The sequence below is a fragment of the Ensifer sp. Root31 genome (assembly GCF_001424825.1).
Classification (GTDB): domain Bacteria; phylum Pseudomonadota; class Alphaproteobacteria; order Rhizobiales; family Rhizobiaceae; genus Ensifer; species Ensifer canadensis.
In genome coordinates, this window is record NZ_LMCO01000002.1 from 25,708 (window position 1) to 46,675 (window position 20,968).

18 protein-coding genes and 1 pseudogene are annotated in these 20,968 nt (G+C 59.4%); 7 read left to right on the forward strand and 12 right to left on the reverse strand.

Annotated elements, in window-relative coordinates; all coding sequences use genetic code 11:
- Positions 1-108: 108 nt before the first annotated feature.
- The 9 genes from ASD00_RS03010 to ASD00_RS03050 form a co-directional block, all read right to left on the reverse strand.
- Positions 109-1,134: a sulfate/molybdate ABC transporter ATP-binding protein gene (locus ASD00_RS03010; RefSeq protein ID WP_057204526.1), complete on the reverse strand. Its 1,026-nt coding sequence runs from the start codon at positions 1,132-1,134 to the stop codon at positions 109-111.
- The gene (cysW, locus tag ASD00_RS03015) at positions 1,131-2,024 is read right to left on the reverse strand and encodes a sulfate ABC transporter permease subunit CysW (protein WP_057204528.1); all 894 of its coding nucleotides are present in this window, start codon (positions 2,022-2,024) and stop codon (positions 1,131-1,133) included. The genes ASD00_RS03010 and cysW overlap by 4 nt, the downstream gene beginning before the upstream one ends.
- Positions 2,021-2,842 carry a sulfate ABC transporter permease subunit CysT gene (gene cysT, locus ASD00_RS03020; RefSeq protein ID WP_057204530.1) on the reverse strand — a complete coding sequence of 274 codons (822 nt, stop codon included), beginning with the start codon at positions 2,840-2,842 and terminating at the stop codon, positions 2,021-2,023. Before cysT ends, cysW begins: the two co-directional genes overlap by 4 nt.
- Positions 2,843-2,934: 92 nt before the next feature.
- Positions 2,935-3,921: a sulfate ABC transporter substrate-binding protein gene (locus tag ASD00_RS03025; protein ID WP_057204532.1), complete on the reverse strand. Its 987-nt coding sequence runs from the start codon at positions 3,919-3,921 to the stop codon at positions 2,935-2,937.
- Between the two features lie 160 nt (positions 3,922-4,081).
- Positions 4,082-4,900 carry a sterol desaturase family protein gene (locus tag ASD00_RS03030; RefSeq protein WP_057204534.1) on the reverse strand — a complete coding sequence of 273 codons (819 nt, stop codon included), beginning with the start codon at positions 4,898-4,900 and terminating at the stop codon, positions 4,082-4,084.
- An 85-nt stretch (positions 4,901-4,985) separates the two neighbouring features.
- A complete protein-coding gene (locus ASD00_RS03035; RefSeq protein WP_057204536.1) occupies positions 4,986-5,783 on the reverse strand; it encodes a 3-methyl-2-oxobutanoate hydroxymethyltransferase in 798 nt (265 codons plus the stop codon).
- Between the two features lie 52 nt (positions 5,784-5,835).
- Positions 5,836-7,062: an FAD-dependent oxidoreductase gene (locus ASD00_RS03040; protein ID WP_057204538.1), complete on the reverse strand. Its 1,227-nt coding sequence runs from the start codon at positions 7,060-7,062 to the stop codon at positions 5,836-5,838.
- Between the two features lie 41 nt (positions 7,063-7,103).
- Positions 7,104-7,421 carry a MocE family 2Fe-2S type ferredoxin gene (locus tag ASD00_RS03045; RefSeq protein ID WP_025428998.1) on the reverse strand — a complete coding sequence of 106 codons (318 nt, stop codon included), beginning with the start codon at positions 7,419-7,421 and terminating at the stop codon, positions 7,104-7,106.
- Positions 7,422-7,457: 36 nt separating this feature from the next.
- Positions 7,458-8,549: a fatty acid desaturase family protein gene (locus ASD00_RS03050; protein WP_057204540.1), complete on the reverse strand. Its 1,092-nt coding sequence runs from the start codon at positions 8,547-8,549 to the stop codon at positions 7,458-7,460.
- 165 nt (positions 8,550-8,714) lie between these two features.
- Here ASD00_RS03050 and ASD00_RS03055 point away from each other — a divergent pair, with 165 nt between their 5' ends.
- On the forward strand, positions 8,715-9,746 hold the full coding sequence (locus tag ASD00_RS03055; RefSeq protein ID WP_057204542.1) for a LacI family DNA-binding transcriptional regulator: 1,032 nt from the start codon (positions 8,715-8,717) through the stop codon (positions 9,744-9,746).
- A 520-nt stretch (positions 9,747-10,266) separates the two neighbouring features.
- Here ASD00_RS03055 and ASD00_RS03060 read toward each other — a convergent pair.
- A complete protein-coding gene (locus ASD00_RS03060) occupies positions 10,267-11,316 on the reverse strand; it encodes a capsular biosynthesis protein (protein WP_057204544.1) in 1,050 nt (349 codons plus the stop codon).
- Positions 11,317-11,666: 350 nt separating this feature from the next.
- On the opposite strand from ASD00_RS03060, the gene ASD00_RS03065 reads away from it, so the two are divergent.
- The 4 genes from ASD00_RS03065 to ASD00_RS03080 all read left to right on the forward strand — a co-directional run bounded on the left by ASD00_RS03065 (position 11,667) and on the right by ASD00_RS03080 (position 16,412).
- On the forward strand, positions 11,667-12,479 hold the full coding sequence (locus ASD00_RS03065) for a TIM barrel protein (protein ID WP_057204546.1): 813 nt from the start codon (positions 11,667-11,669) through the stop codon (positions 12,477-12,479).
- Positions 12,480-12,716: 237 nt separating this feature from the next.
- Entirely contained in the window at positions 12,717-13,646 is a 930-nt protein-coding gene (locus tag ASD00_RS03070) for a sugar ABC transporter substrate-binding protein (RefSeq protein WP_053250057.1), read from the forward strand.
- 163 nt (positions 13,647-13,809) lie between these two features.
- Entirely contained in the window at positions 13,810-15,351 is a 1,542-nt protein-coding gene (locus ASD00_RS03075) for a sugar ABC transporter ATP-binding protein (RefSeq protein WP_057204549.1), read from the forward strand.
- Positions 15,352-15,386: 35 nt separating this feature from the next.
- Positions 15,387-16,412 (forward strand): ABC transporter permease, encoded by a 1,026-nt coding sequence (locus ASD00_RS03080; RefSeq protein ID WP_057204556.1) that lies wholly within the window; start codon positions 15,387-15,389, stop codon positions 16,410-16,412.
- Positions 16,413-16,793: 381 nt separating this feature from the next.
- Here ASD00_RS03080 and ASD00_RS03085 read toward each other — a convergent pair whose 3' ends face one another.
- Positions 16,794-17,696 (reverse strand): zincin-like metallopeptidase domain-containing protein, encoded by a 903-nt coding sequence (locus ASD00_RS03085; protein ID WP_057204559.1) that lies wholly within the window; start codon positions 17,694-17,696, stop codon positions 16,794-16,796.
- A gap of 1,152 nt (positions 17,697-18,848) precedes the next feature.
- The gene (locus tag ASD00_RS39660; RefSeq protein ID WP_156585438.1) at positions 18,849-19,184 is read right to left on the reverse strand and encodes a hypothetical protein; all 336 of its coding nucleotides are present in this window, start codon (positions 19,182-19,184) and stop codon (positions 18,849-18,851) included.
- Between the two features lie 337 nt (positions 19,185-19,521).
- On the opposite strand from ASD00_RS39660, the gene ASD00_RS03095 reads away from it, so the two are divergent.
- On the forward strand, positions 19,522-20,343 hold the full coding sequence (locus ASD00_RS03095) for a universal stress protein (protein ID WP_057204563.1): 822 nt from the start codon (positions 19,522-19,524) through the stop codon (positions 20,341-20,343).
- A gap of 100 nt (positions 20,344-20,443) precedes the next feature.
- Positions 20,444-20,644, forward strand: a pseudogene (locus tag ASD00_RS38215) (type II toxin-antitoxin system RelE/ParE family toxin); the annotation flags it as partial.
- Between the last annotated feature and the right edge of the window lie 324 nt (positions 20,645-20,968).

Genomic DNA, 20,968 nt, shown 5'->3' on the forward strand with positions numbered 1-20,968 from the left:
CATGTCTCTCCCCATTTTCATGAAGATCGGTTCAGCATGATAACTTGCGCCGGGTCTCCGACGCCGGTTAATTCGCCCGCCCTTTAAGGTCTGGCACGCGCACTCGATTTAAACACCTCTCGGGAAAACCTGCGGGTTCCTAAGGATAATCCCAGCCCCCTGAGACAGATCGGGTTCAACTTGCTCAGGGATTTCAAACTCCACTCGAACACCATCTTTGGTCGTACCAGCGACAGTCAATCCATCGGGCCGATGTAAGATGCGCTCGATATCCACGGGAATACCTCCCGCATCCTTCTGCCAAACCACATCCCGTGGCCTTACGAATACCTCGACAGGACCAACTTCGCTGGACGCGATACCAGTGGCCGTTTCGCCGACAAAAACGAAACCGTCCCGTGCCACGCCTGGAAACTTATTAACGTCCCCGAGAAACTGCATGACAAATGCCGAGCCCGGATGCCGGCAGACTTCTGCAGGGGTGCCCTCCTGCACGATCTTGCCTTCATTGAGGACCACTACGCGGTCGGCCAGGTCGAGCGCCTCTTCCTGGTCATGCGTCACGAACAAGGTCGTAATGCCGAGTTCGTCGTGAATCTCGCGAAGCCAGCGGCGGAGATCCCGGCGGACGTTGGCATCGAGAGCGCCGAAAGGCTCGTCGAGAAGCAGCACCTTCGGATCGACGGCAAGAGCGCGGGCAAGGGCTACACGCTGACGCTGACCGCCGGAAATCTGGCCGGGGAAACGGTCGCCAAGCCCTTCGAGCTTTACCAACCGCAGGAGTTCCGAGACACGTGTCGCGATCTCCGACTTGCTCCGCTTGGTCTTGGAAACCTTCATGCCGAAGGCGATGTTCTCAGCAACGGTCATATGCGGGAAGAGCGCGTAGTGCTGGAAGACGAAGCCGACGCCGCGGTCACGCACCGGTATGTCGGTCGCGTCCTGATCGCCGAAATAGATGTGGCCGCCGTCGGCATATTCGAGCCCGGCCACCATGCGCAGGATTGTCGTCTTGCCGGAGCCCGAGGGACCAAGGAGTGCCACCAGTTGTCCGCTCTCGATGTCGAGCGAGACACCATGCACGGCGCGGAACGTGTCGAAGGTCTTCACGACCTGCTCGAGACGGATTTTCATGGTCGGGTTCCTGCATTCTGTTCTTTGGCTGCGGCAGCAAGCGCCGGCCGGCGGCCTGCGCCGCGACGCTCAAGCGCGACCTTGGCAATGATGGTGACGACGGCGAGCGTCGCAAGGATTGAGGCAGCGGCAAAGGCGCCCGCCGCCTGGTAGTCGTGATAAAGCAGTTCGATATGGAGCGGCAGCGTGTTGGTCTGGCCGCGAATATTGCCGGAGACCACGGAGACCGCACCAAACTCACCCATGACCCGGGCGTTGCAGAGTACCACGCCGTAAAGCAGCGCCCATTTCACATTGGGAAGCGTGACGGAGAAGAACGTGCGCCAGCCTGACGCGCCAAGCGAGGTTGCCGCCTCTTCGAGGTCCCTGCCCTGCGCCTGCATCAATGGAATGAGCTCACGCGCCACGAAAGGTGCCGTCACGAACATCGATGCAAGCACAATTCCCGGCAGGGCAAACAGGATCTTGATATCCGCAGCCTCCAGCATAGGGCCGAACAACCCTTGCAGACCGTAGACGAAGAGATAGGCGACGCCGGCAACGATCGGCGAGATCGAAAATGGGATCTCGATCACGACGAGAAGGAAGCGTCGTCCCCAAAAATCGAACTTGGTGATTGCCCAGGCGGCCGCAAGACCGAAGGCGGTATTGATAGGAACGGCGATCAACGCGGTTGCCACCGTCATGAAAATGGCGTGGCGTGTATCGGGATGAGCGATGGTCGCCACATAGGCTTTGAGCCCCTGACCGAATGCTTCGACGGCAATCACGATGAGGGGTGCGAGCACCAAAATGGCACCGAAGAACAGGGTCGTGCCAATCAACACACGGCGTATGATCGGCCCATCGCCGACGCGCGGCGGTTTGCGTCTGGTCGGTCTCATGCTCAAGACCTCGCGGTGTAGCGCAAGGCACGGGCCTGCAGGAGATTGGTGGCTGCCAGCATCAGGAAGGCGGTGATCAACAGCACCGACGCAATGGCGGCGGCGGCCTGATAATCGTATTCCTCAAGCCGGATGAAGGCGAGCAATGCGGTGATTTCGGTTTCCATCGGCTGATTGCCGGCGATGAAGATGATCGCGCCGAACTCGCCCAGCGACCGGGCGAAGGACAGTGATAGGCCCGCGAGCAGCGCCGGCATCAGCAAGGGCAGGATAACGCGCACGAAAATGGAGCTGTCCGATCCGCCGAGCGATTGGGCCGCCTCCTCCAGTGCAGGATCGAGGTCTTCAAGCACCGGCTGTACCGTACGGACGATGAAGGGCAGGCTGGTGAAACACATGGCCACCATGATGCCGATTGGCGTGTACGCCACCTTGATACCGAGGGGTGCTAGAAGTGCTCCGAACCACCCATTGGCCGAAAACAGCGTCGTCAGCGCAATGCCGGCCACGGCCGTCGGCAGGGCAAAAGGCAGATCGACAATCGCGTCGATGATCCGACGCCCAGGGAAGCGGTAGCGAACGAGTACCCAGGCAAGCGCCAGGCCGAAGACGAGGTTGAAGGCGGTGGCAACAAGGGCCGAAAGCACGGTGACGCGGTAGCTGGCGACAGCGCGCGGTGAAGAGACGATCGCCCAGTATTCGGCAGGTCCAAGGCTCGCCGCCTTAAAGACCAGCGCCGCCAAGGGCAACACGACGATCAGCCCTACGTAAAAGAGGGTGATGCCCAGCGACAGAGGCAGGCCGGGCAGGACATTGCGTTTCAATTGATCGCCTCCACGGCGGCATAACTTTCATTCATGGCAACCCGGCGAGCAGAACGCGCCGGGTAAATTGGATCGGTTTGATGTCGCGGTTTTCAGCGATTGCCGTAGATCTGGTCGAGCGCAGCGCCGGAAGCGAAATGCTCGTCCTTGATCTTGCCCCAGCCGCCGAACACGTCCTCGACCGTGACCAGGCGGATCTCCGGGAACTGATCCTTGAATTCCGCTGCCACCTTCTCGTTGTGGACGCGGTGGCCGTATTCAGCGGCAATCTTCTGGCCCTCCTCGGTGTAGAGGAAATCGAGATAGGACTTTGCCAATTCGCGCGAGCCGCGCTTCTCGGCCACCTTGTCGACCACGGCAACCGGGAATTCCGCAAGCAGGCTGACGGAAGGCACGACACTTTCGAACTTGTCGGTACCATACTGCTTGGCGATCGAGCGGGTTTCCGCCTCGAAGGTAATGATCACGTCGCCGATTTCGCGCTCGACAAAGGTCGTCGTTGCCGCTCTTCCACCGGTATCAAAGACCGGAACGTTGTCGAAGATCTTCTTGACGAATTCGGTGACCTTGGCCGGGTCGTCCTTGAAGGCTTCCTTGGCATAGGCCGTTGCCGCCAGATAGGTGTAGCGCGCATTGCCCGATGTCTTCGGGTTCGGGAAGATCACCTTGACGTCGTCACGCGCAAGATCGCCCCAATCCTTGATGCCCTTCGGATTGCCGGAGCGCACGAGAAAGGACGGGAAGGAATAGAACGGCGAAGCGTTGTTCGGAAAATCCTTCTGCCACCCCTCGGCGACGAAACCGTTCTTTGCCAGGAAGTCGATATCCGTGACCTGATTGAAGGTGACGACGTCGGCCTCCAGGCCTTCGACGATGGCTCGCGCTTGCTTGGAGGTGCCTGCATGCGACTGGTCGACGGTGATCCCCGGATGCGCCTTGATGAAGGCTTCGTTCTCGGCCGCAAAGACTTCCCGCGCAACATCGTAGGAGGCATTGAGAAGGGAGGCCGGCGCTTCGGCAAGGGCCGGTCCGCTCAGGAGCGCAACAAAGGCAGCGCCCGCGATCAGCAGTTTCTTCATGGGTATCTCCGGTGGAATAGAGGCGGCAGGTTAGATGAAACCTAACGGCCGCTATCGGAGACGACGAGGCACCATGATCTTCGCTTGTTTCCCGAACGAGAAAAATCGCCTAACGAATTCGGATATCAGAGAAAATGGCGTTGCGGCCTTGGCCCACGAACTACCGATCGGAGGTTGCCGACGCCTCTTGCGTCGGGGTCGATTGCGAAGGTCGTTTGAGGCTGATGGCCGGTGCCTCGCCTTCAAACGTCTCCACCCGCCGGTCATAGACTGGCGAGATCGTGCCGAGAACACGGTCCCAAAAAGAGAAATAGTTCGCGTAGTTGTAATTGAATTCGGCGTGATGCTGATCGTGATAGGTCGTGCACAACAGCGGCCACGGATAGCGCGCAGTCGGCGAGGCAAAATACTCGAACCCCGCATGCCCGAAGGTGCCGTTGATCTGGTCGAACAGCCTGTGCGCCAGCAGGATCAGCGGCGGAAACGGCACCAGGAAGACGATGACGGCGTAATAGCCCTGCGACAGGGCCGTATCCACGAGACCGATCGAATCGTTGCTCCACACGGTCGGGGCGACACTTCGATGATGCAGCAGATGATATTTGTAGAACAGCTTGGTGTGCAGCAGCCGGTGCGCGAAGTAGAACCAGGCGTCGAACAGCACCATGCAGAGCAGGAAGAGTGGTACCGCCGTCCACCAGCTGAAGGCCCAGGGCGTGAACAGTGTCCAGCCCTGGTACTGGGCAAAGAGACCGATCGCGACGGATGTGCAGGTCACGAGGATCGACGCCATGCTCTGACGGATCTCGACCGCCTTTCGCTTCTCCCCCCGGCGTCCCTTCTGGATGCGCCGCTCCGGATTGCGATCATTGAGCCAGGTGATGCCGTAGCCGAGCGCAAAATAAACGAGCACCGTCGCGGCGTAGATGACCGCAAGAATGGCGAGAAAAGTCAGGGTACCCTGGACGAACGCGTTCAAGTGGAAATCCGGTGCTGCTGCGTGGGAAATAATCAGACCCGCTGAATACACCAACCAGACCGAGCAAGGCAAGGCAAGCCCCGGCTCAAACCCGCTCAAGATCCGACAGAAACGCGTTCAGTTCCGTTTGGTCTATCCCGACGAGATGGCCTTTGTCGGGATAGGCGCCGGACCGCACGTCTTCGGCAAACTCCGAGAAGGCAGCGATGCGCTCGCGTTGAAGCCGCTCATATTCAGCGGCGAAGTTGCGATAGATTTTTGCGTGACGGGGAACGTGGCCACGATTGGCACCGAGCACGTCATCGCTGAAGAGATACTGCGCGTCGCAGCCCGTGCCGGCGCCCATCGACAACATGAGCATTGATGTCTTCGCGCTGATCGCGGCGGCGACCTCGCCGGGCACCACTTCGATCTCGGCGGCAAATGCACCTGCCTCTTCCAACGCTTTTACCTGGCGCCAGATCTCGATGGCGCTTGCCGCCGTCTTGCCGACGGCGCGAAACCCGCCGGTCCAGGTGGCCTTCGACGGGATGAGGCCGACGTGCCCGCAGACCGGGATGCCCTCTTCGCGCATGCGGCGAACGGTAGAGAGGCTTGCCGCGCAGTAAACCGCGTCGCCTCCTGCTTTGAGCGCCTTGAATGCGGCGCGGATATATTCGTCGGCCGTGACCAGGTCGCCATATTCGAGGCCCGGGAAGGCAAAACAGGTCGGGGCCACTTCGCGAAACTCCGGCCCGAGCAGCGCCGGCGGCACGGAGACCAGATCGATGCCGGCGGCTTCGGCGGCTTCCGCCTCATCGAGCGTTTCGACCCGCAGCATCGTCAACTGTCTCTTGCCTTTCATCGAAAGAAGGTCGGCAACGGTCGGGCGGCGGTTTCGCATCAGGATCTCCGGGTATCGGTTGTTGTTATGACAGAGGAAGAAGCATCGTGCCTCAGGCGGCGAGCAATGCCTTCAGCTTGATGTCGATTGAGCCGAGCGCCTGCGGATCCGGCCTTTTCCCGGCAGCAATCAGCATCTCGGCAAGGCGGATGTCGCGAGCGATCGCGTTTCCTGTGCCGATACCACTCGCGCTGATCAGTCGACCGCTGGCGTCAAGATGAAAGAGAATGAAGGCGCTATCGCCAAGGTCCCGCTGCACCGTCATCACAGCACCATCGGCAAGGCCGGCGATCTGCAGGGTCAGGTCGTATTGATCGGACCAGAACCAGGGCACGCTCGCAATCGTCTCGGCAGCACCCAGCAGATTGGCCGCGGCAAGCGTTCCCTGGTCCTGCGCGTTTCGCCAGGCTTCGAGCCTTATGCGTCGACCCCCGTAGTGCCCGAGCGGATAGGAGCAGCAATCGCCGGCCGCGAAAATGTCGGGGTCCGAGGTGCAAAGCGTCTCATCGACGGCGATGCCATTATCGATGGCAAGGCCGGCAGCCTCGGCCAAGGCCGTGTTCGGCAAGGCTCCAATGCCGATTACGACCAGGTCGGCGACAAGAATGTCTCCGTCGGCAAGCTCGATTTCAACCTTTTCCTCGCGTTCCGCGATGCCGGCGATCTTGGCATTGCAGCGGATATCGACGCCTTCCAGTCGATGCCGCTCGGCAACGACGGCGGCGATTTCTTCCGGCACGCCGCGGGAAAGCACCCGTGGCAGGCCCTCGAGGAGAACGACATCTGCGCCGAACTTGCGGGCAGTCCCTGCGAGTTCCAGGCCGATGAACCCGCCACCGATAATGGCAAGCACCTTGCCCGGTGCGAGCTTTGAGCGGATGGCAGCGGCATCCGCATGCGTCCGAAGCATCCGGATAAGTAGTGATGCCTCTGACAAGCCCGGCAACGACCTTGGCCTCGCACCAGTGGTCAGCAACAACCTGTCGTAGGAGAGCTGCCGGCCGTCGGCGAGCCGTACCGTTTTCGCATCGCGATCGATGGCCGCCACCGGCGTATCGGTGAGTACCTGGATCCCGGCAGCCTGATAGCGCGCGGCGTCGGCGACGAATTTGGGCTCAAGCTGTCCAGCCAGACCTTCCTTCGAGAGTGGCGGCCGCTCGTAAGGCAGATGTGCCTCGGCACCAATGAGCGTGATGTCACCCTCATGGCCCTTTTCCCTGAGCGCAAAAGCTGCCCTCGCACCACACTCGCCGGCGCCGACAATGACAATCCTGTTCATGTGCCTCTCCCAATGTCTCGTTGGACGCCTTGAGCATCCGCTTAGGCGACCGCGATGAAAACGCTGCCGGCCTCGACCTTTACCGGGTAGGTCTTCAGGTTGACGCAGACGGGCGCGCCCTTGGCCTGGCCGGTCTTGTAGTTGAAGCGGCCATTGTGTTTCGGACACTCGATGATGTCGTCCATCACCAATCCGTCGGCGAGATGGATGTGCTCGTGAGTGCAGAGACCGTCGGTCGCAAAATATTCGTCGTCGGGACTGCGGTAGACGGCAAAGGTGCGTCCGTCATGGTCGAAGCGGATCACATCCTCTTCGTCGATCTCGTCGGCCGCACAGACCTCGATCCAGTTTCCACTCATGCTTGTTCCTCCAAATGCTGTTGTTTGCTGGTGTGCCTATTCGGCAGCATGCACCAGGGCATCGCTGTGAAACTCTTCGCGATAGGGTTTTGCCGTCGGCGGCAGGTCGCGCTTCAGGAAATAATCCTCGTTCCTCAGCTGGCGCAGGTAGGCCGGGATCATCTCGCGGTAGCCGTGGAGCATGGATGGATTCGGCTCCGGCAGATCGTGCTTGATCATGGCGTGAAGCCGCGGCAGCGCATGGTATGGCACCATCGGGAACATGTGGTGTTCGACGTGGTAGTTCATGTTCCAATAGATGAAGCGGCTGACCGGATTCATGTAGACTGTGCGGCTGTTCAGCCTGTGGTCCGTGACGTTGTCGGCAAGCCCACCGTGCTGCAGGAGGCCCGTCAGCACATGGTGCCAGGCGCCATAGAGGCGCGGCAGGCCGATGAGCATCATCGGCAGGATCGAACCGAGATAGAATGACAGGCCGATGGTTGCGAGATAGATCGCAAACCAGATCCGCGCGGTCCTGATTGCCTTGGGCTGCTCCATTTCCGGAATGAAGGTTTTCTCGGCAGCGCTGATGACGCCGAAGGCATTGCGCACCATGTCGATGACGGCATGCCAGACATCGAGAATGCCGAAGAAGTTTAAGACGAGCCGAAGCAGATCCGGCGGCCGCATGACGGCGATTTCAGGGTCCCGACCAACGATGACAGTGTCGGTGTGGTGACGCGTGTGGCTCCAGCGCCAGGTCACCGGATTGCGCATGATCATGAAACAGGCGACCTGATAGACCACGTCATTCATCCACATCGTCTTGAACGCCGTGCCATGGCCGCATTCATGCCAACGGCTGTCAGAAGCCGAGCCATAAAGAACGCCATAGGCAAGAAAGAAGGGAACGGCCCACCAGGTTCCCCAGTAGTAGACGCCGAGGCCGCCAAAGAGAATGAGGCTGGCGAACCAGATGGCCGTATCACGGATCGCCGGGCCATCCTCGCGCTTCATCAGTTCCTTCATCTGCTTGCGCGGGATCTCTGTGTGATACCACTCCGCCGCAGACAGCCCATTGGCGACCGCGGCCTGAGCGTCGCGGCCAAGCAAGCTGTAATCACGCTTCGTCGGAACCATCGCCATCCGTTTTCTCCTCCCGCAATCGACCACACGCCGGCGGCCGCTCCTCATCTCTTGGAACTGACGATAGGTTGACTTTTGCAAGTCCTCAATGCAGTGATGATATATTCTCTCAAATACCATCATATCTTGCATTTCATGTATGATGGAATAGTTTCAGGGGCAGCCATGAGCAACAGACCGACAATTGCCGATCTTGCCCGCGCCGCGGGTGTCAGCGTTGCAACCGTCGACCGCGTGCTCAACGGCCGACATCCCGTGCGCGAAGAGACGGCGCGACGGGTCTATGATGCGGCCAAGTCCATCGGCTACCACGCGGTCGGCTTGCTTCGTCAGCGGGTCTTCGAGGACCTTCCGCAATACCGCCTCGGTTTTCTCCTGCAAAAGCCGCAACAATCCTTCTACCAAACTGTGGCCAAAGAGATCGAGAACGCAGCGCTCGGGCTGTCAAACGTCCGCGCCCTGCCCCAGATCGAATTCGTCGCCAACTCCACACCGACGGGTATCACCGAGAAGCTGAAGGCAATGGCTGCCCGCAACCAGGCGATTGCCCTCGTCGCGCCCGATTATCCGGCGGTGACCGCAGTGGTCGAAGAACTGAAGGAACGCGGGATCCCGGTTTTCTCCCTGCTTTCCGACTTTGCAGCCGGCATCCGCGAAGGTTACATCGGCTTGAACAATCACAAGGTCGGCAGGACAGCGGCCTGGATGATTGCCAAGGCTGCGAAGAGACCGGGCAAGGTCGCAGCGTTCGTCGGCAGCCATCGCTTTCTCGGCCATGAACTGCGTGAAATCGGCTTCCGATCCTATTTTCGCGAGCACGCGCCTGATTTCGAGGTGCTCGACACCATGGTCAATCTCGACACCGCCGAGATCACCCACGAAGCGACGCTCAACCTCTTGCAGCGCCACCCGGATCTGACGGGCTTCTACGTCTGCGGCGGCGGCATGGAAGGAGCAATCTCGGCGATCCGCGAGGAAAAACTCGAAGGCAAGCTGATCGCTGTCGTCAATGAATTGACGCCGGAGTCGCGCTTAGCACTCGCCGACGATGTCGTGACCCTGGCGATATCGACGCCGACGGGGGGCCTTGCACGGGAAACAATCAATCTGATGGTGCAGGCAATCGGCAAAGGGCCGACGGGGGCCCCGGGACAGACCTTCCTGCCGTTCGATCTTTTTACGCCGGAGAACATCTGACGAAGTATGTCGGTGGCCACATCAAACCGGAGTACAAGAAGGTGGACCGCATCGACCGCCGCCGCAAGGAGAACCAGAACGGCAAGCGGTGCTTTCCCTGTGCGAACACAATCCCGATCGCCGAACCGCACGATCACCCGTGTAGTCAAGGGCGGCGAAACGCATCGTAGACAAGGTGTGCACGGCGGAAATGACGGTCGGGAAACAGCACCACCTGCGGTGAGCGATTTTGGCTTCGTCACTTCCCCAAGGCATATTTACATTTTCACCACGACACTATTGACACTTTCCCCGGCTTTCTATTGACACTTTCCCCGCAGGTCGCGCTCCCTCTGTCGATATTTTGGTCATTCAAAGAAAGTTTAGTCTGAATGGACGATTGGACAGCTGCTTTCAGGAACAAAAACGGAACGTGAATTGGAAACTAGCAACTTTTAGCAGAGCAGAAAAATTGGAATGGCGCGTAATCACGGGCTCGAACCGTGGACTCGCTGATTAAAAAATCGAGGCCATAAAAAAATCAGGCATTCCGTCCAGTTGTGGTGATTTCTTCGACCAGATAATCGATTGCCTGGAGGGGCTCCAACATCGCCCATGTCTTTGGATGACGATAGACAGGGTAGAGGCCGAACGCTGCGAAAGTAAGCTGATCGAGGGTGGGGCGTGCAATTGCCCGTCTCGCATGGGCCAATTGGGCACGGTCTTCCACGTGGTCTTCTGTCAGTCCCCAACCCGCATAAAATGGGCTCGCATAACAACGAACGGGAAGGCCACGCAAAAGTGCGTCGAAACCCATTTGGCTGGAGACGGTCCATACTTCATCGACGACAGCGAGAATGGCCGCAGCAGACACCTTGTCGGCCATCAGCGTTACGCCTGGTAACTTCGATGCCCGTTCGGTCATATAGCCCTTGCGATGACCGGCAATGACGTCTGGATGCGTGCGAACGACAATCTGCGCACCGCTTGCAAGCGCATCATCCAACATGCGGTCAAAGGAGGAAGGCGAGCCTAACGCCTTTTCTACGGAAACATCGCCAAACACCTGATCAACCAGCAGTATCCTGCGCCGTGTCGACGGAGCGAGACGAGGCTCGCTGTGAGGGAGGTTGTTGTATTTCGACAGCTTGTGCGCCACCAGGGCTTCACGGATCGGGGCACCAACATCATGCGCTAAGACGCCAGCCGCTTCACGGATCAGCAATTCCAATCGAGAGGCGCGACCGGCATCGACCGGCAGCGCTTTATCATCGACGACAATCGAGATCGGAACACTTCCATCCTTGCCGAGACCGACGGAGCGCAGGAACCCATCCTCGATATGCCAATGCGGAAGGTGGCGCAATCGCGCAATTCGCATCGCGGTCTGTGCTGGCAGACGACCACCCCAGGAAACGATGCCATCGAGCCTGGGGGCAAGCGTCGAGCGAAGCGGTGCATCGCCGAAATAGCGACCCAACCAAGGGAACGCCTTGTGCACGAAATAAGTCGCCCCGAGCCTTGCCCCCCATTTCGGGTGCCAGGGTCGGACTTGTGTCGCGGTTGGTGCGGGATTGTCGAGCACGTCCATATTCTCACTCTGCCAGCCATCACGGCGCGCTCCGCCAGAAATCACCTTGCAAAGGGAAATGCAAACCGAACTTGCGATACGTCGGGCGGTTGAAGACAGCTTTCTCGATCCAGGCCAACCGGGCAAGAGTTCAAGGGCAGTCGCACGCGGACGGTAGATCTGCACTGAGGTCACCTGGAATCTGATTGGATTCCATCATCTGGAAAAGACAATCTTGCAACAATGCAAGTGCTTTGACCGGACACGCGTCAACTACCTCCTAGTCATTGGTGATTTGCACGGGTAGCTATAAATGGAATGAACGTTCCATTTATAGCTACCGACGAACCACACCTGGAGGAGACATTCCCATGACCACCCTACCCTTCGCGCTTAATCACATGACAACCCCCGGCCTGCCGCTCGACGCCTTCTTTGCTCTTGCGCGATCGCTCGGCATGACTGCCGTCGAGATCCGCAACGACCTGACCGGCAATGCCATTCTAGATGGCACACCCGCAAAACACGTTACGGCACTGGCAGCAGAACATAGGCTGACAATCATCTCGATCAACGCCCTGCAGCGGTTCAATGAATGGAACGACACGCGCGCCGCCGAAGCCGCACAACTGATCTCCTATGCCAGGGACTGCGGGGCAAAAGCGCTCGTTCTTGTTCCCCTCAATGATGGCAGCGGCCAGGCCGATGGTGAGCGTCAGGCAAACCTAAAGGAAGCCCTTACGGCGCTGAAGCCGATGCTCGATGCGGCCGGTATCATCGGCCTTGTCGAGCCGCTCGGCTTCGAGATCTGCTCGCTTCGCTCCAAGACGGAGGCTGTTGACGGCATAAGGGCAATCGGCGGCGAGGCTACGTTCCGCGTCGTGCACGACACCTTCCATCACCACCTCGCCGGCGAGCCGGCAATCTATCCCGAGATGACCGGCCTCGTTCATATATCCGGCGTCACTGCCAGCGACGTAGCAATCGCCGATCTGCGCGATTCGCATCGTGTTCTGGTCGACGGGAACGACACCCTCGACAATGTCGGGCAGATCCGCCGCCTGAAGGCTGCAGGTTATTCCGGCCCCTTCTCGTTCGAACCCTTTGCCGATGAAGTCCACGGCGTCGCCGATCCGGCAGCCGCCCTCAAAACCAGCATGGCTTACATCGAAGCCAATATCTGACCGGCAAAGCCGACCGAGCACTGGAAAACGAAGCGAGGCGTCGAAAGACACCCTTGACGGCGCTCGCACAAAATGGAATACATATTCCGTAATTGCAAATCACTGGTTCTTTTATTCCGTTTTGATTGGAGCGCAGCGGGAGTACCGCTTCCGATCAGAGATGGGCGCGACCCGATATGGTCAGCGTTTCCGGCTGGAGAAGGTGTGGCCGGGCACCAAATGTGGAGGAGAAAGACAATGAAGAAATTCCTGCTGGGTACAGCCATGGCGGTGATGATGTCGACGGCGGCGCATGCCGAAACCATCGGCGTTTCCATGGCGCAGTTCGACGACAACTTCCTGACGGTCCTGCGCAACGGCATGTCCGACTACGCCAAGACGCTCGACGGCGTCGACCTGCAGATCGAAGACGCACAGAACGACGTTTCGAAGCAGCAGAGCCAGATTCAGAACTTCATCGCAGCCGGCGTCACCGCCATCATCGTCAACCCTGTTGATACCGACGCGACGGCCGCGATGTCGAAGATCGCCGCTGACGCCGGCATTCCGCTCGTCTACGTCAACCGCGAGCCTGTAAACGTCGACACCCTGCCGGAAAAGCAGGCCTTCGTCGCTTCCAACGAACAGGAATCCGGCACGCTGCAGACCCAGGAAATCTGCAAGATGCTCGGCGGCAAGGGCAAGGCCGTCGTCATGATGGGGGAGCTTTCCAACCAGGCTGCCCGCATGCGTACCAAGGACATCCATGACGTGCTCGCGACCGAAGCCTGCAAGGGCATCGAGATCGTCGAGGAGCAGACGGCCAACTGGTCGCGCACACAAGGGTCGGACCTGCTCACCAACTGGCTTTCTGCCGGCCTTGAGTTTGACGCCGTGATTTCCAACAACGACGAAATGGCGATCGGCGCGATCCAGGCGCTTAAAGCAGCTGGCCGTCCGATGGACAGCGTCGTCATCGGCGGCATCGACGCGACACAGGATGCGCTTGCAGCCCTGGCCGCAGGTGACCTCGACGTGACAGTGTTCCAGAACGCCGCCGGCCAGGGCAAGGGCTCTGTCGATGCAGCCCTCAAGCTCGCCAAGGGCGAGCCGGTCGAGAAGAAGGTCTACATCCCCTTCGAACTTGTCACGAAGGAAAACATGGCCAGCTATCAGGCGAAGAACTGATGCTTGCATTGGGAGCGCGGGGTATCTCGCGCTCCCAACCAAAACAGTCCCGCGGCAGGTGCGCTGATCCTGTAGATTGGCGCCTGCGAGGAGAATGGCTGGTTGACCCACCAGCTGCGAGGACTTTTCCGCGAAAGCCGGAATTGACGGGGAGGCAATGACAATGACGCTCAGTCCGACAACGATGGCCGCCGTGCGCGCCAGCGGCGCTGTACCCAACGCCGAATACCTTCTCAACGTTGAAGGCATTCGCAAGGAATTTCCGGGCGTCGTCGCGCTCGACGACGTGTCTTTCCGCCTGAGGCGCGGCACCGTCCATGCGCTGATGGGTGAGAATGGCGCCGGCAAATCGACGTTGATGAAGATCCTGGCCGGGATCTATACGCCCGATAAGGGTGAGGTGCGATTGAAGGGCGCCGACATCAGGCTGAAGTCGCCGCTCGACGCGCTCGAAAACGGCATCGCCATGATCCATCAGGAACTGAACCTGATGCCGTTCATGACAGTCGCCGAAAACATCTGGATTCGGCGCGAACCGAAGAACCGCTTCGGCTTTGTCGATCATGGCGAGATGCGCCGCATTACCGCCCGGCTGTTCGATCGTCTGAAGATCAAGCTCGACCCTGAAATCGAGGTCCGCCACCTCTCGGTTGCCAACCGCCAGATGGTCGAAATTGCCAAGGCGGTCTCTTACGAATCCGACGTGCTGATCATGGATGAGCCGACATCGGCCTTGACGGAGCGCGAGGTCGCGCACCTGTTCGAGATCATCCGCGATCTGCGTTCGCAGGGCATCGGCATCGTCTACATCACCCACAAGATGAACGAGCTCTTTGAGATTGCCGACGAGTTCTCGGTCTTCCGTGACGGCAAATATATCGGCACGCATGCTTCAAGCGACGTCACCCGCGATGACATTATTCGCATGATGGTCGGTCGCGAAATCACCCAGATGTTCCCGAAAGAAGAGGTGCCGATCGGCGACGTCATACTTTCGGTCAACAATCTGACGCTTGACGGCGTGTTCCACGACGTCTCTTTCGACGTGCGTGCCGGCGAAATCCTGGGGATCGCCGGACTGGTCGGCTCCGGCCGCTCGAATGTCGCCGAGACTCTCTTTGGCGTCACCCCGGCAAGCTCCGGCACGATCGCCATCGACGGCAAGACCGTTTCGATCGATAGCCCCAACACCGCCATCCGCAACCGCATGGCGTTCCTGACGGAAGACCGCAAGGACACTGGCTGCCTGCTAATCCTCGACGTGCTTGAAAACATGCAGATCGCCGTTCTCCAGGACCGCTTCGTCAAGGCCGGCTTTGTCTCGGAAAAGGACATCACCGCAGCTTGCGAGGAGATGAGCCGCAAGCTTCGGGTCAAGACGCCCAATCTGCAGGAGCGGATCGAGAACCTGTCCGGCGGCAATCAGCAGAAGGTGCTGATCGGCCGTTGGCTGCTCACCAACCCGCGCATCCTGATCCTCGACGAGCCGACGCGCGGCATCGACGTCGGGGCCAAGGCAGAGATCCATCGCCTCGTCACCGAACTCGCCCGCAACGGCGTTGCCGTCATCATGATTTCTTCGGAAATGCCGGAGGTGCTGGGCATGAGCGATCGCATCATGGTCATGCATGAAGGTCGCGTCACCGGCATCCTTCACCGAGCCGAAGCAACCCAGATCAAGGTCATGGAACTCGCGGCCAGCTGAGCGCGAACCGAACGGACCACAGGGAGGAACGAACAATGGAAACCAATGTCGCAGCACAAGGCACCGGCTCGGCCCTTCCGGGTGCGAAGCGTCGGATGCCGCCCGAATTCAGCATCTTCCTGGTGCTGATCGGCATCGCGCTTGTCTACGAAATCCTTGGCTGGATCTTCGTCGGACAGAGCTTCCTCATGAACCCGCAGCGCCTGACGATCATGATCCTGCAGGTTGCCGTTATCGGCATCATCGCCGTCGGCGTGACCCAGGTGATCATCACCGGCGGCATTGATCTGTCCTCAGGCTCCGTTGTCGGCATGACCGCGATGTTCTCGGCAAGCGTGGCGCAGGCCTCCACCTGGCCGCGCGCGCTCTATCCATCCTTGACAGACCTGCCGGCCATCGTGCCGATCGGGCTCGGCATCGGCGTCGGCCTGCTTGCCGGTGTCATCAACGGTCAGTTGATCGCCAGAACGAAGATCCCGCCCTTCATCGCCACGCTCGGCATGATGGTTTCGGCACGCGGCATCTCCAAGTGGTACACGAAGGGTCAGCCGGTTTCGGGCCTTACCGAACAGTTCAATTTCATCGGCACCGGCATCTGGCCCGTCATCGTCTTCCTGGTCGTTGCGATCATCTTCCACATTGCCCTTCGTTACACCCGCTACGGCAAGTTCACCTATGCGATCGGCGCCAATGTTCAGGCAGCCCGCGTCTCGGGCATCAATGTCGAGGCGCATCTGATCAAGGTTTACGCCATTGCCGGCATGCTCGCAGGCCTTGCCGGCGTGGTCACCGCCGCCCGCGCTCAGACAGCGCAGGCCGGCATGGGCGTCATGTACGAACTCGACGCGATCGCCGCGACTGTCATCGGTGGCACGTCGCTGACCGGTGGCGTCGGACGCATCACCGGCACCGTGATCGGCACCATCATCCTCGGCGTCATGACCTCCGGCTTCACTTTCCTCAGGGTCGACGCTTACTATCAGGAAATCGTCAAGGGCCTGATCATCGTCGCCGCTGTCGTCATCGACGTCTATCGCCAGAAAAACCGTAAGAAAGCCTGATCCTCCAAAGAAGACCTGTTCTCCCAGTGAGCCAACTGGCCGGGATGATGAAAATCATCCCGGCTTCTTTTGCGCGCTTCCTGCCCGGCAACGCGACTGTAGCTCGCACGACGCACGAGGGCCTAAGCGAGGGTGTCGCGGCGAAGACTGGGGTGTAGCCGACTGAAACGCAACTTGCCGCGAACGTATTGCTCGCAAACGATGCCATTCAACTTGCCCAGCCATCGACGTGGATGCGTCGCTTGAGCAAGCCGCTTTTTTTGGGGGCAAGCGCCGGTACCTGTCAGAGCGAACCCGAAGGTGGTGGCTATGCAAAATCGACATGTTGTGGGCAAGTACTGATCCTGATGCGCGCTCCGTGTCCTCGCGCGAAGGCGGCCGCTAGGCCGCCTCCTGCCTTTCGGGTGAGTTAAGGGTCAGCAGATAGTCACTGGCCTCGGACGCCTTGCTGGCGGCGGTGATGAATGCCTTGCGGTCGCCCTTCAGGATCTTGATCCAGTTGTGAAGGTACTTGGCGTGGTCGGCGCGAGGCTCGGCCGAAACGCCCAGGCGGGCGCACAGGAACGCCGCGCCCAGTTCGGCAACCAGTTCTTCGGCGGCATAGGTATCATCGCCGAAGCGCTTGCCAAAATCGCGCTTGAGGCGCGGTGCACTCCAGTGGGTCAGTTCGTGCAGGGCGACACCGTAGTATGCCTCGGTGGCGCTGCTGGTGGACGTACCGGTGAACAGGTGTTGCGGGGGCAGCACGATTTCGTCGGTGCTGGGCCGGTAGAAGGCAAGCGCGCCTTCATGGCGGATCTTCGCGCCACTGGCGGTGATGAGGGCATCGGCCTTGTCGATCGGGGACACATGGTTGTCCTCGGGCGTTTGTGCTTTCTCGGGCTGGTAGCCATTGACCTGAGCGACGTTGAACACCCAGCTCAGGCGGGCGCAGGGAATGCGGCGGTCATTGTCGTCATCGGCGCCGGCGTCGCCGACATCGTTGCCCCCGCGCTCGAGCATTTTGAACCAGATGACCGGCGTGCCCTTCTCGCCCTTGCGGACGCTAGCGCCCCTTTCGGACCACTGCTTGAAAGTCGCCCATTGATTTTGCGCGTAGCCGGCCTCCTGGGCGGCGACCCACAGCATGACGACGTTGGTGCCGCGATATTCGTGACCCGACATGGCGTTGACCGGCATGGTCGGCGACGGGCTGACCCAGGGACGCTCGCAGGGTCCGCAGTTTTCGAGGGCCTGGAGAATGGTGTCGGTGATGACTTGGTAGGTGTCGCGCTTGGTTTGCATGGTGTGGCTCCTTTCTGGACCGCCTTAGCGGCGGGAGCTTCCAGCAGCGGAGGGCCATGAGCGGCGCATGCACCCGCAGGGCCGAAACGCACGTGGAGGAGGGCTTGCCCTTGCTTGCGCCGCGGCCCGTAGCAGCCTGCTCCCCTACGCCCCATCGGTCCGGAAAGAGACGATTGCCCATGCCCGCGCGATCGCCGGGCTTGGTCGATCGACCTTGACAACCGACATTTCATGGTTGCCGACCTCTGGCCGCAAAGTGCTGGATGCTTGTCCTAGCGGTCCGGACCTCAGCGAAGAGGTAGCCGTCAGCCCTCCGTCGCATGCCGCGATCGGGTGAAAATCAGTGAATTTCATGGTATGGTCCCGCCTCACCAAAAAGGGACAGCTTCAATGTACGCACGAGTTGCGTCGCTTCCGGACTTGGACAAAATATTCGCCGCGCCCGCACAACGATGTATCGAGGAGCTCGAGTGCGCTGGATCGAGCCTAGGAGAGGCGGAGAGAAATTTCCGCACACGGCAGAGGGTCGGCGACATTCGGGCACTGATCATAAAGGACGATGATGCTACCGGACTGATCAGCTGGCAAAAAAGAGAAGTGCTCGGCAGCCTGCGAATCCGCGTCTACTTCATTGGCGTAGAAGAGTTTTTCGCACCTCAGGTTCCCTCCACAAGGTTCGGACGGAAATACATGAGTACGCTACAGTCCGAGTTAGGAAACCTGCCGATGCTGTCAATGTGTTGGGGCACCCACCCTGAGGTTGACCGCTGGTACCGTTTGATGGGGTATCGCTTGGCCGAAACATACGGCCAACAACGAAACTTCGTGCTGGAGCCCAGACAGTAAGCGCAAACAGCGACTTTCCTGCGGTTCGACTTATTGAGTTGCTTCACGTTGAGGCTGAAACCCGGGAATGAGAAAGCCAGCTGCCAAAAATCAATGCAGCCTAAGATCTCGCCTTTAAGGCGGCACCATAAATGCGAGAAGCAGCTCTCGTGCGTCAAAGCAAATGGGCGACCGCAGGCGACGGATGGCCAGGCGCATTAAAACGTTCGGCCTGACCGAAGCACTCGCATCTGGCAGTAGGTTACTTCACGCCGACGCAACCGGCTGGTCTGCAACGGCTACACTGACGACCACGCCGCGATCGAATTAGCCGCAACCGTCCAGTAAACGCCGCCGGCGATCGGAAGCTGCGGATTGGTTGCGAAGGACTGCTTCACCGTCGCGGCAAGATAGCTCGCATTGCTCTGTTGATCGACACGAACGGTGCATGTTCCGATCGCCGCCACCGACGACCTTGAAGGTATCCTGCGTGCCCAACATGAATACCGGCGCAAGCCCGGAGGTAGACGTCGCCGTACCTGCTGGGACGACGACGGCGATCTGAATGTCGTTGGCAATCGTGTAGATTGAAGCAGCGAGTCGCACGATCCGTTCGCCGTTTCTGTAGAGGTCAGCGCCTGTTTCCGAGTTTTTGTTGCTCATCAAACAACGCTTGAGCTCCTGGACGACGAAATGACACGGCGCCTTCAATGTTCGGCAGACAACTATAAGTCTGGAATAGATACGTCAAAGTTGATAGAGTGGCACTAATCAGCCGTCACTCAAAAGTTGTTGAGCTCGACAGTGATGTTGTCACTTGCGATCGATCCGCAGCCATAATTGAAGTTCGTCAATGCTCTGGCGGCGAGTGTTCTCTACGTTGGATAAGACCCCTCCGCCTTACGCAAGGCGTAGAGTTCGCATCAAAGAACCCAGATCCCCCAGATCCCAAAGAGCGGATCTGTAGGCGTCAGAATGGTGAACAAAAGGCGACCACTACATGAGCTACAGATCCATACTTGTAAATCTTGATATAGACGGCCCGGTCGCTCCAATCGTCGAACTTGCCACAGAGTTGGCCGCTCGCTCGAGTGCGAAGCTGATTGGGTTTTGCGCCGCAGACGTGCCATTGCCGATGGTGGGTCCAGAAGGCGGCGACCTGTCGGCGCAGGTCTGGCAACAACTCAAGGCGGACGTAGAACGCAGATTCAAGGACCTGGAGTTCGATTTCAAGGGTCTGGTCCCTACCTCCCTGGAAGTGGAATGGCGCTCCTCGCTCAGCTACCCGACGCAAGCCCTGGCGCGAATAACGCGGCTGGCTGACCTTGTAGTGACAGGCGCCAAACGGGGTGCCGCCACCGGCGACAGCTATCGCGCCGTTGATCCTGGAAGTGTCGTGCTTCAGGCTGGCAGGCCCCTGCTTGTCGTTGCCACGGACGCGGAACACGTTCTGGCCAGAACTATAGTTATCGCGTGGAAAGATACCCGTGAAGCGCGGCGGGCGGTGAGCGATGCGGTCCCGCTGTTACAGTCGGCAAGCGATGTCGTCGTCGTAACGGTAGACCCTGAACCCGACGGTTGGATCAGAGACAGCGTTGCCGATGTGGTTGCGTTTCTCGCACGCCATCAGATCAAAGCCCGAAGCGAAATCATCTCTGCTCGGGACGAACGCCGAGCACTGACCGACTTCGCGGTCTCTTGCCACGCCGATCTCGTCGTTTCGGGCGCTTATGGCCACAGCCGGTTGAGAGAATGGGTGTTTGGTGGCGTGACACGTTCATTGTTGGACGCCGGCAATCTCCATCGTTTCATGTCAAGTTGATCGGTGGGACCGTTTCCGTTGCGAAACTCACTTTGGGAAAGTCGGGTGAACCGACCTTTTTCAGTTCCGGCCGCTTGCGTCCCGATCCCGACTTCCACCGATGAGATCGTCGTCAAATCAGCAGGCACGCACGGTTCAATCGATGACGACTGCACCGACACGCCTGGTTGAACAGCCGCGACTTGGCGAGAAGCTCGAAGAATTTGCGCCTTGCGAAGTCCGCCAAATCCTCGTTGGGCATTATGAGATCCGCTACGAGATTCAACAGTCGATTATCTATGTTCTGCGCGTGTGGCATACCCTGAGGCCGTTGAGCTTAAGGCCAGCCCAACTCCGCACTTGCACGATAGACGGCGCGCCGATACAGAAATTCCGACCCGGCTAGTAACCACCACTCTTGTTACATGTCCGAGTTTCGAAACATCATCAGAGCGTGGTGTTGATCGGTTTTGCCGACCGCATTCCTGGCCCCTTCATCCTCGATGCCATGTACGCCGACCTCACCTTCCTGCGGGTAGACGCCTGCTATTAGCAAATCGCCAACGGCCAGGTCGTCGTTGCCGCCGTCATCGACGTCTATCGACAGAAGAACCGCAAGAAAGCCCGACCTTCCAGAGAAGACCTG

Coding starts and splice junctions, on each gene's coding strand:
- ASD00_RS39660 (WP_156585438.1), bottom strand. CDS start 19,184: ATGAGCAACAAAAACTCGGAAACAGGCGCTGACCTCTACAGAAACGGC.
- ASD00_RS03085 (WP_057204559.1), bottom strand. CDS start 17,696: ATGCAAACCAAGCGCGACACCTACCAAGTCATCACCGACACCATTCTC.
- ASD00_RS03050 (WP_057204540.1), bottom strand. CDS start 8,549: ATGGCGATGGTTCCGACGAAGCGTGATTACAGCTTGCTTGGCCGCGAC.
- ASD00_RS03095 (WP_057204563.1), top strand. CDS start 19,522: ATGAGCTACAGATCCATACTTGTAAATCTTGATATAGACGGCCCGGTC.
- ASD00_RS03075 (WP_057204549.1), top strand. CDS start 13,810: ATGACGCTCAGTCCGACAACGATGGCCGCCGTGCGCGCCAGCGGCGCT.
- ASD00_RS03045 (WP_025428998.1), bottom strand. CDS start 7,421: ATGAGTGGAAACTGGATCGAGGTCTGTGCGGCCGACGAGATCGACGAA.
- ASD00_RS03025 (WP_057204532.1), bottom strand. CDS start 3,921: ATGAAGAAACTGCTGATCGCGGGCGCTGCCTTTGTTGCGCTCCTGAGC.
- ASD00_RS03065 (WP_057204546.1), top strand. CDS start 11,667: ATGACCACCCTACCCTTCGCGCTTAATCACATGACAACCCCCGGCCTG.
- ASD00_RS03055 (WP_057204542.1), top strand. CDS start 8,715: ATGAGCAACAGACCGACAATTGCCGATCTTGCCCGCGCCGCGGGTGTC.
- ASD00_RS03035 (WP_057204536.1), bottom strand. CDS start 5,783: ATGCGAAACCGCCGCCCGACCGTTGCCGACCTTCTTTCGATGAAAGGC.
- ASD00_RS03010 (WP_057204526.1), bottom strand. CDS start 1,134: ATGAAAATCCGTCTCGAGCAGGTCGTGAAGACCTTCGACACGTTCCGC.
- ASD00_RS03080 (WP_057204556.1), top strand. CDS start 15,387: ATGGAAACCAATGTCGCAGCACAAGGCACCGGCTCGGCCCTTCCGGGT.
- ASD00_RS03060 (WP_057204544.1), bottom strand. CDS start 11,316: ATGGACGTGCTCGACAATCCCGCACCAACCGCGACACAAGTCCGACCC.
- ASD00_RS03040 (WP_057204538.1), bottom strand. CDS start 7,062: ATGAACAGGATTGTCATTGTCGGCGCCGGCGAGTGTGGTGCGAGGGCA.
- ASD00_RS03070 (WP_053250057.1), top strand. CDS start 12,717: ATGAAGAAATTCCTGCTGGGTACAGCCATGGCGGTGATGATGTCGACG.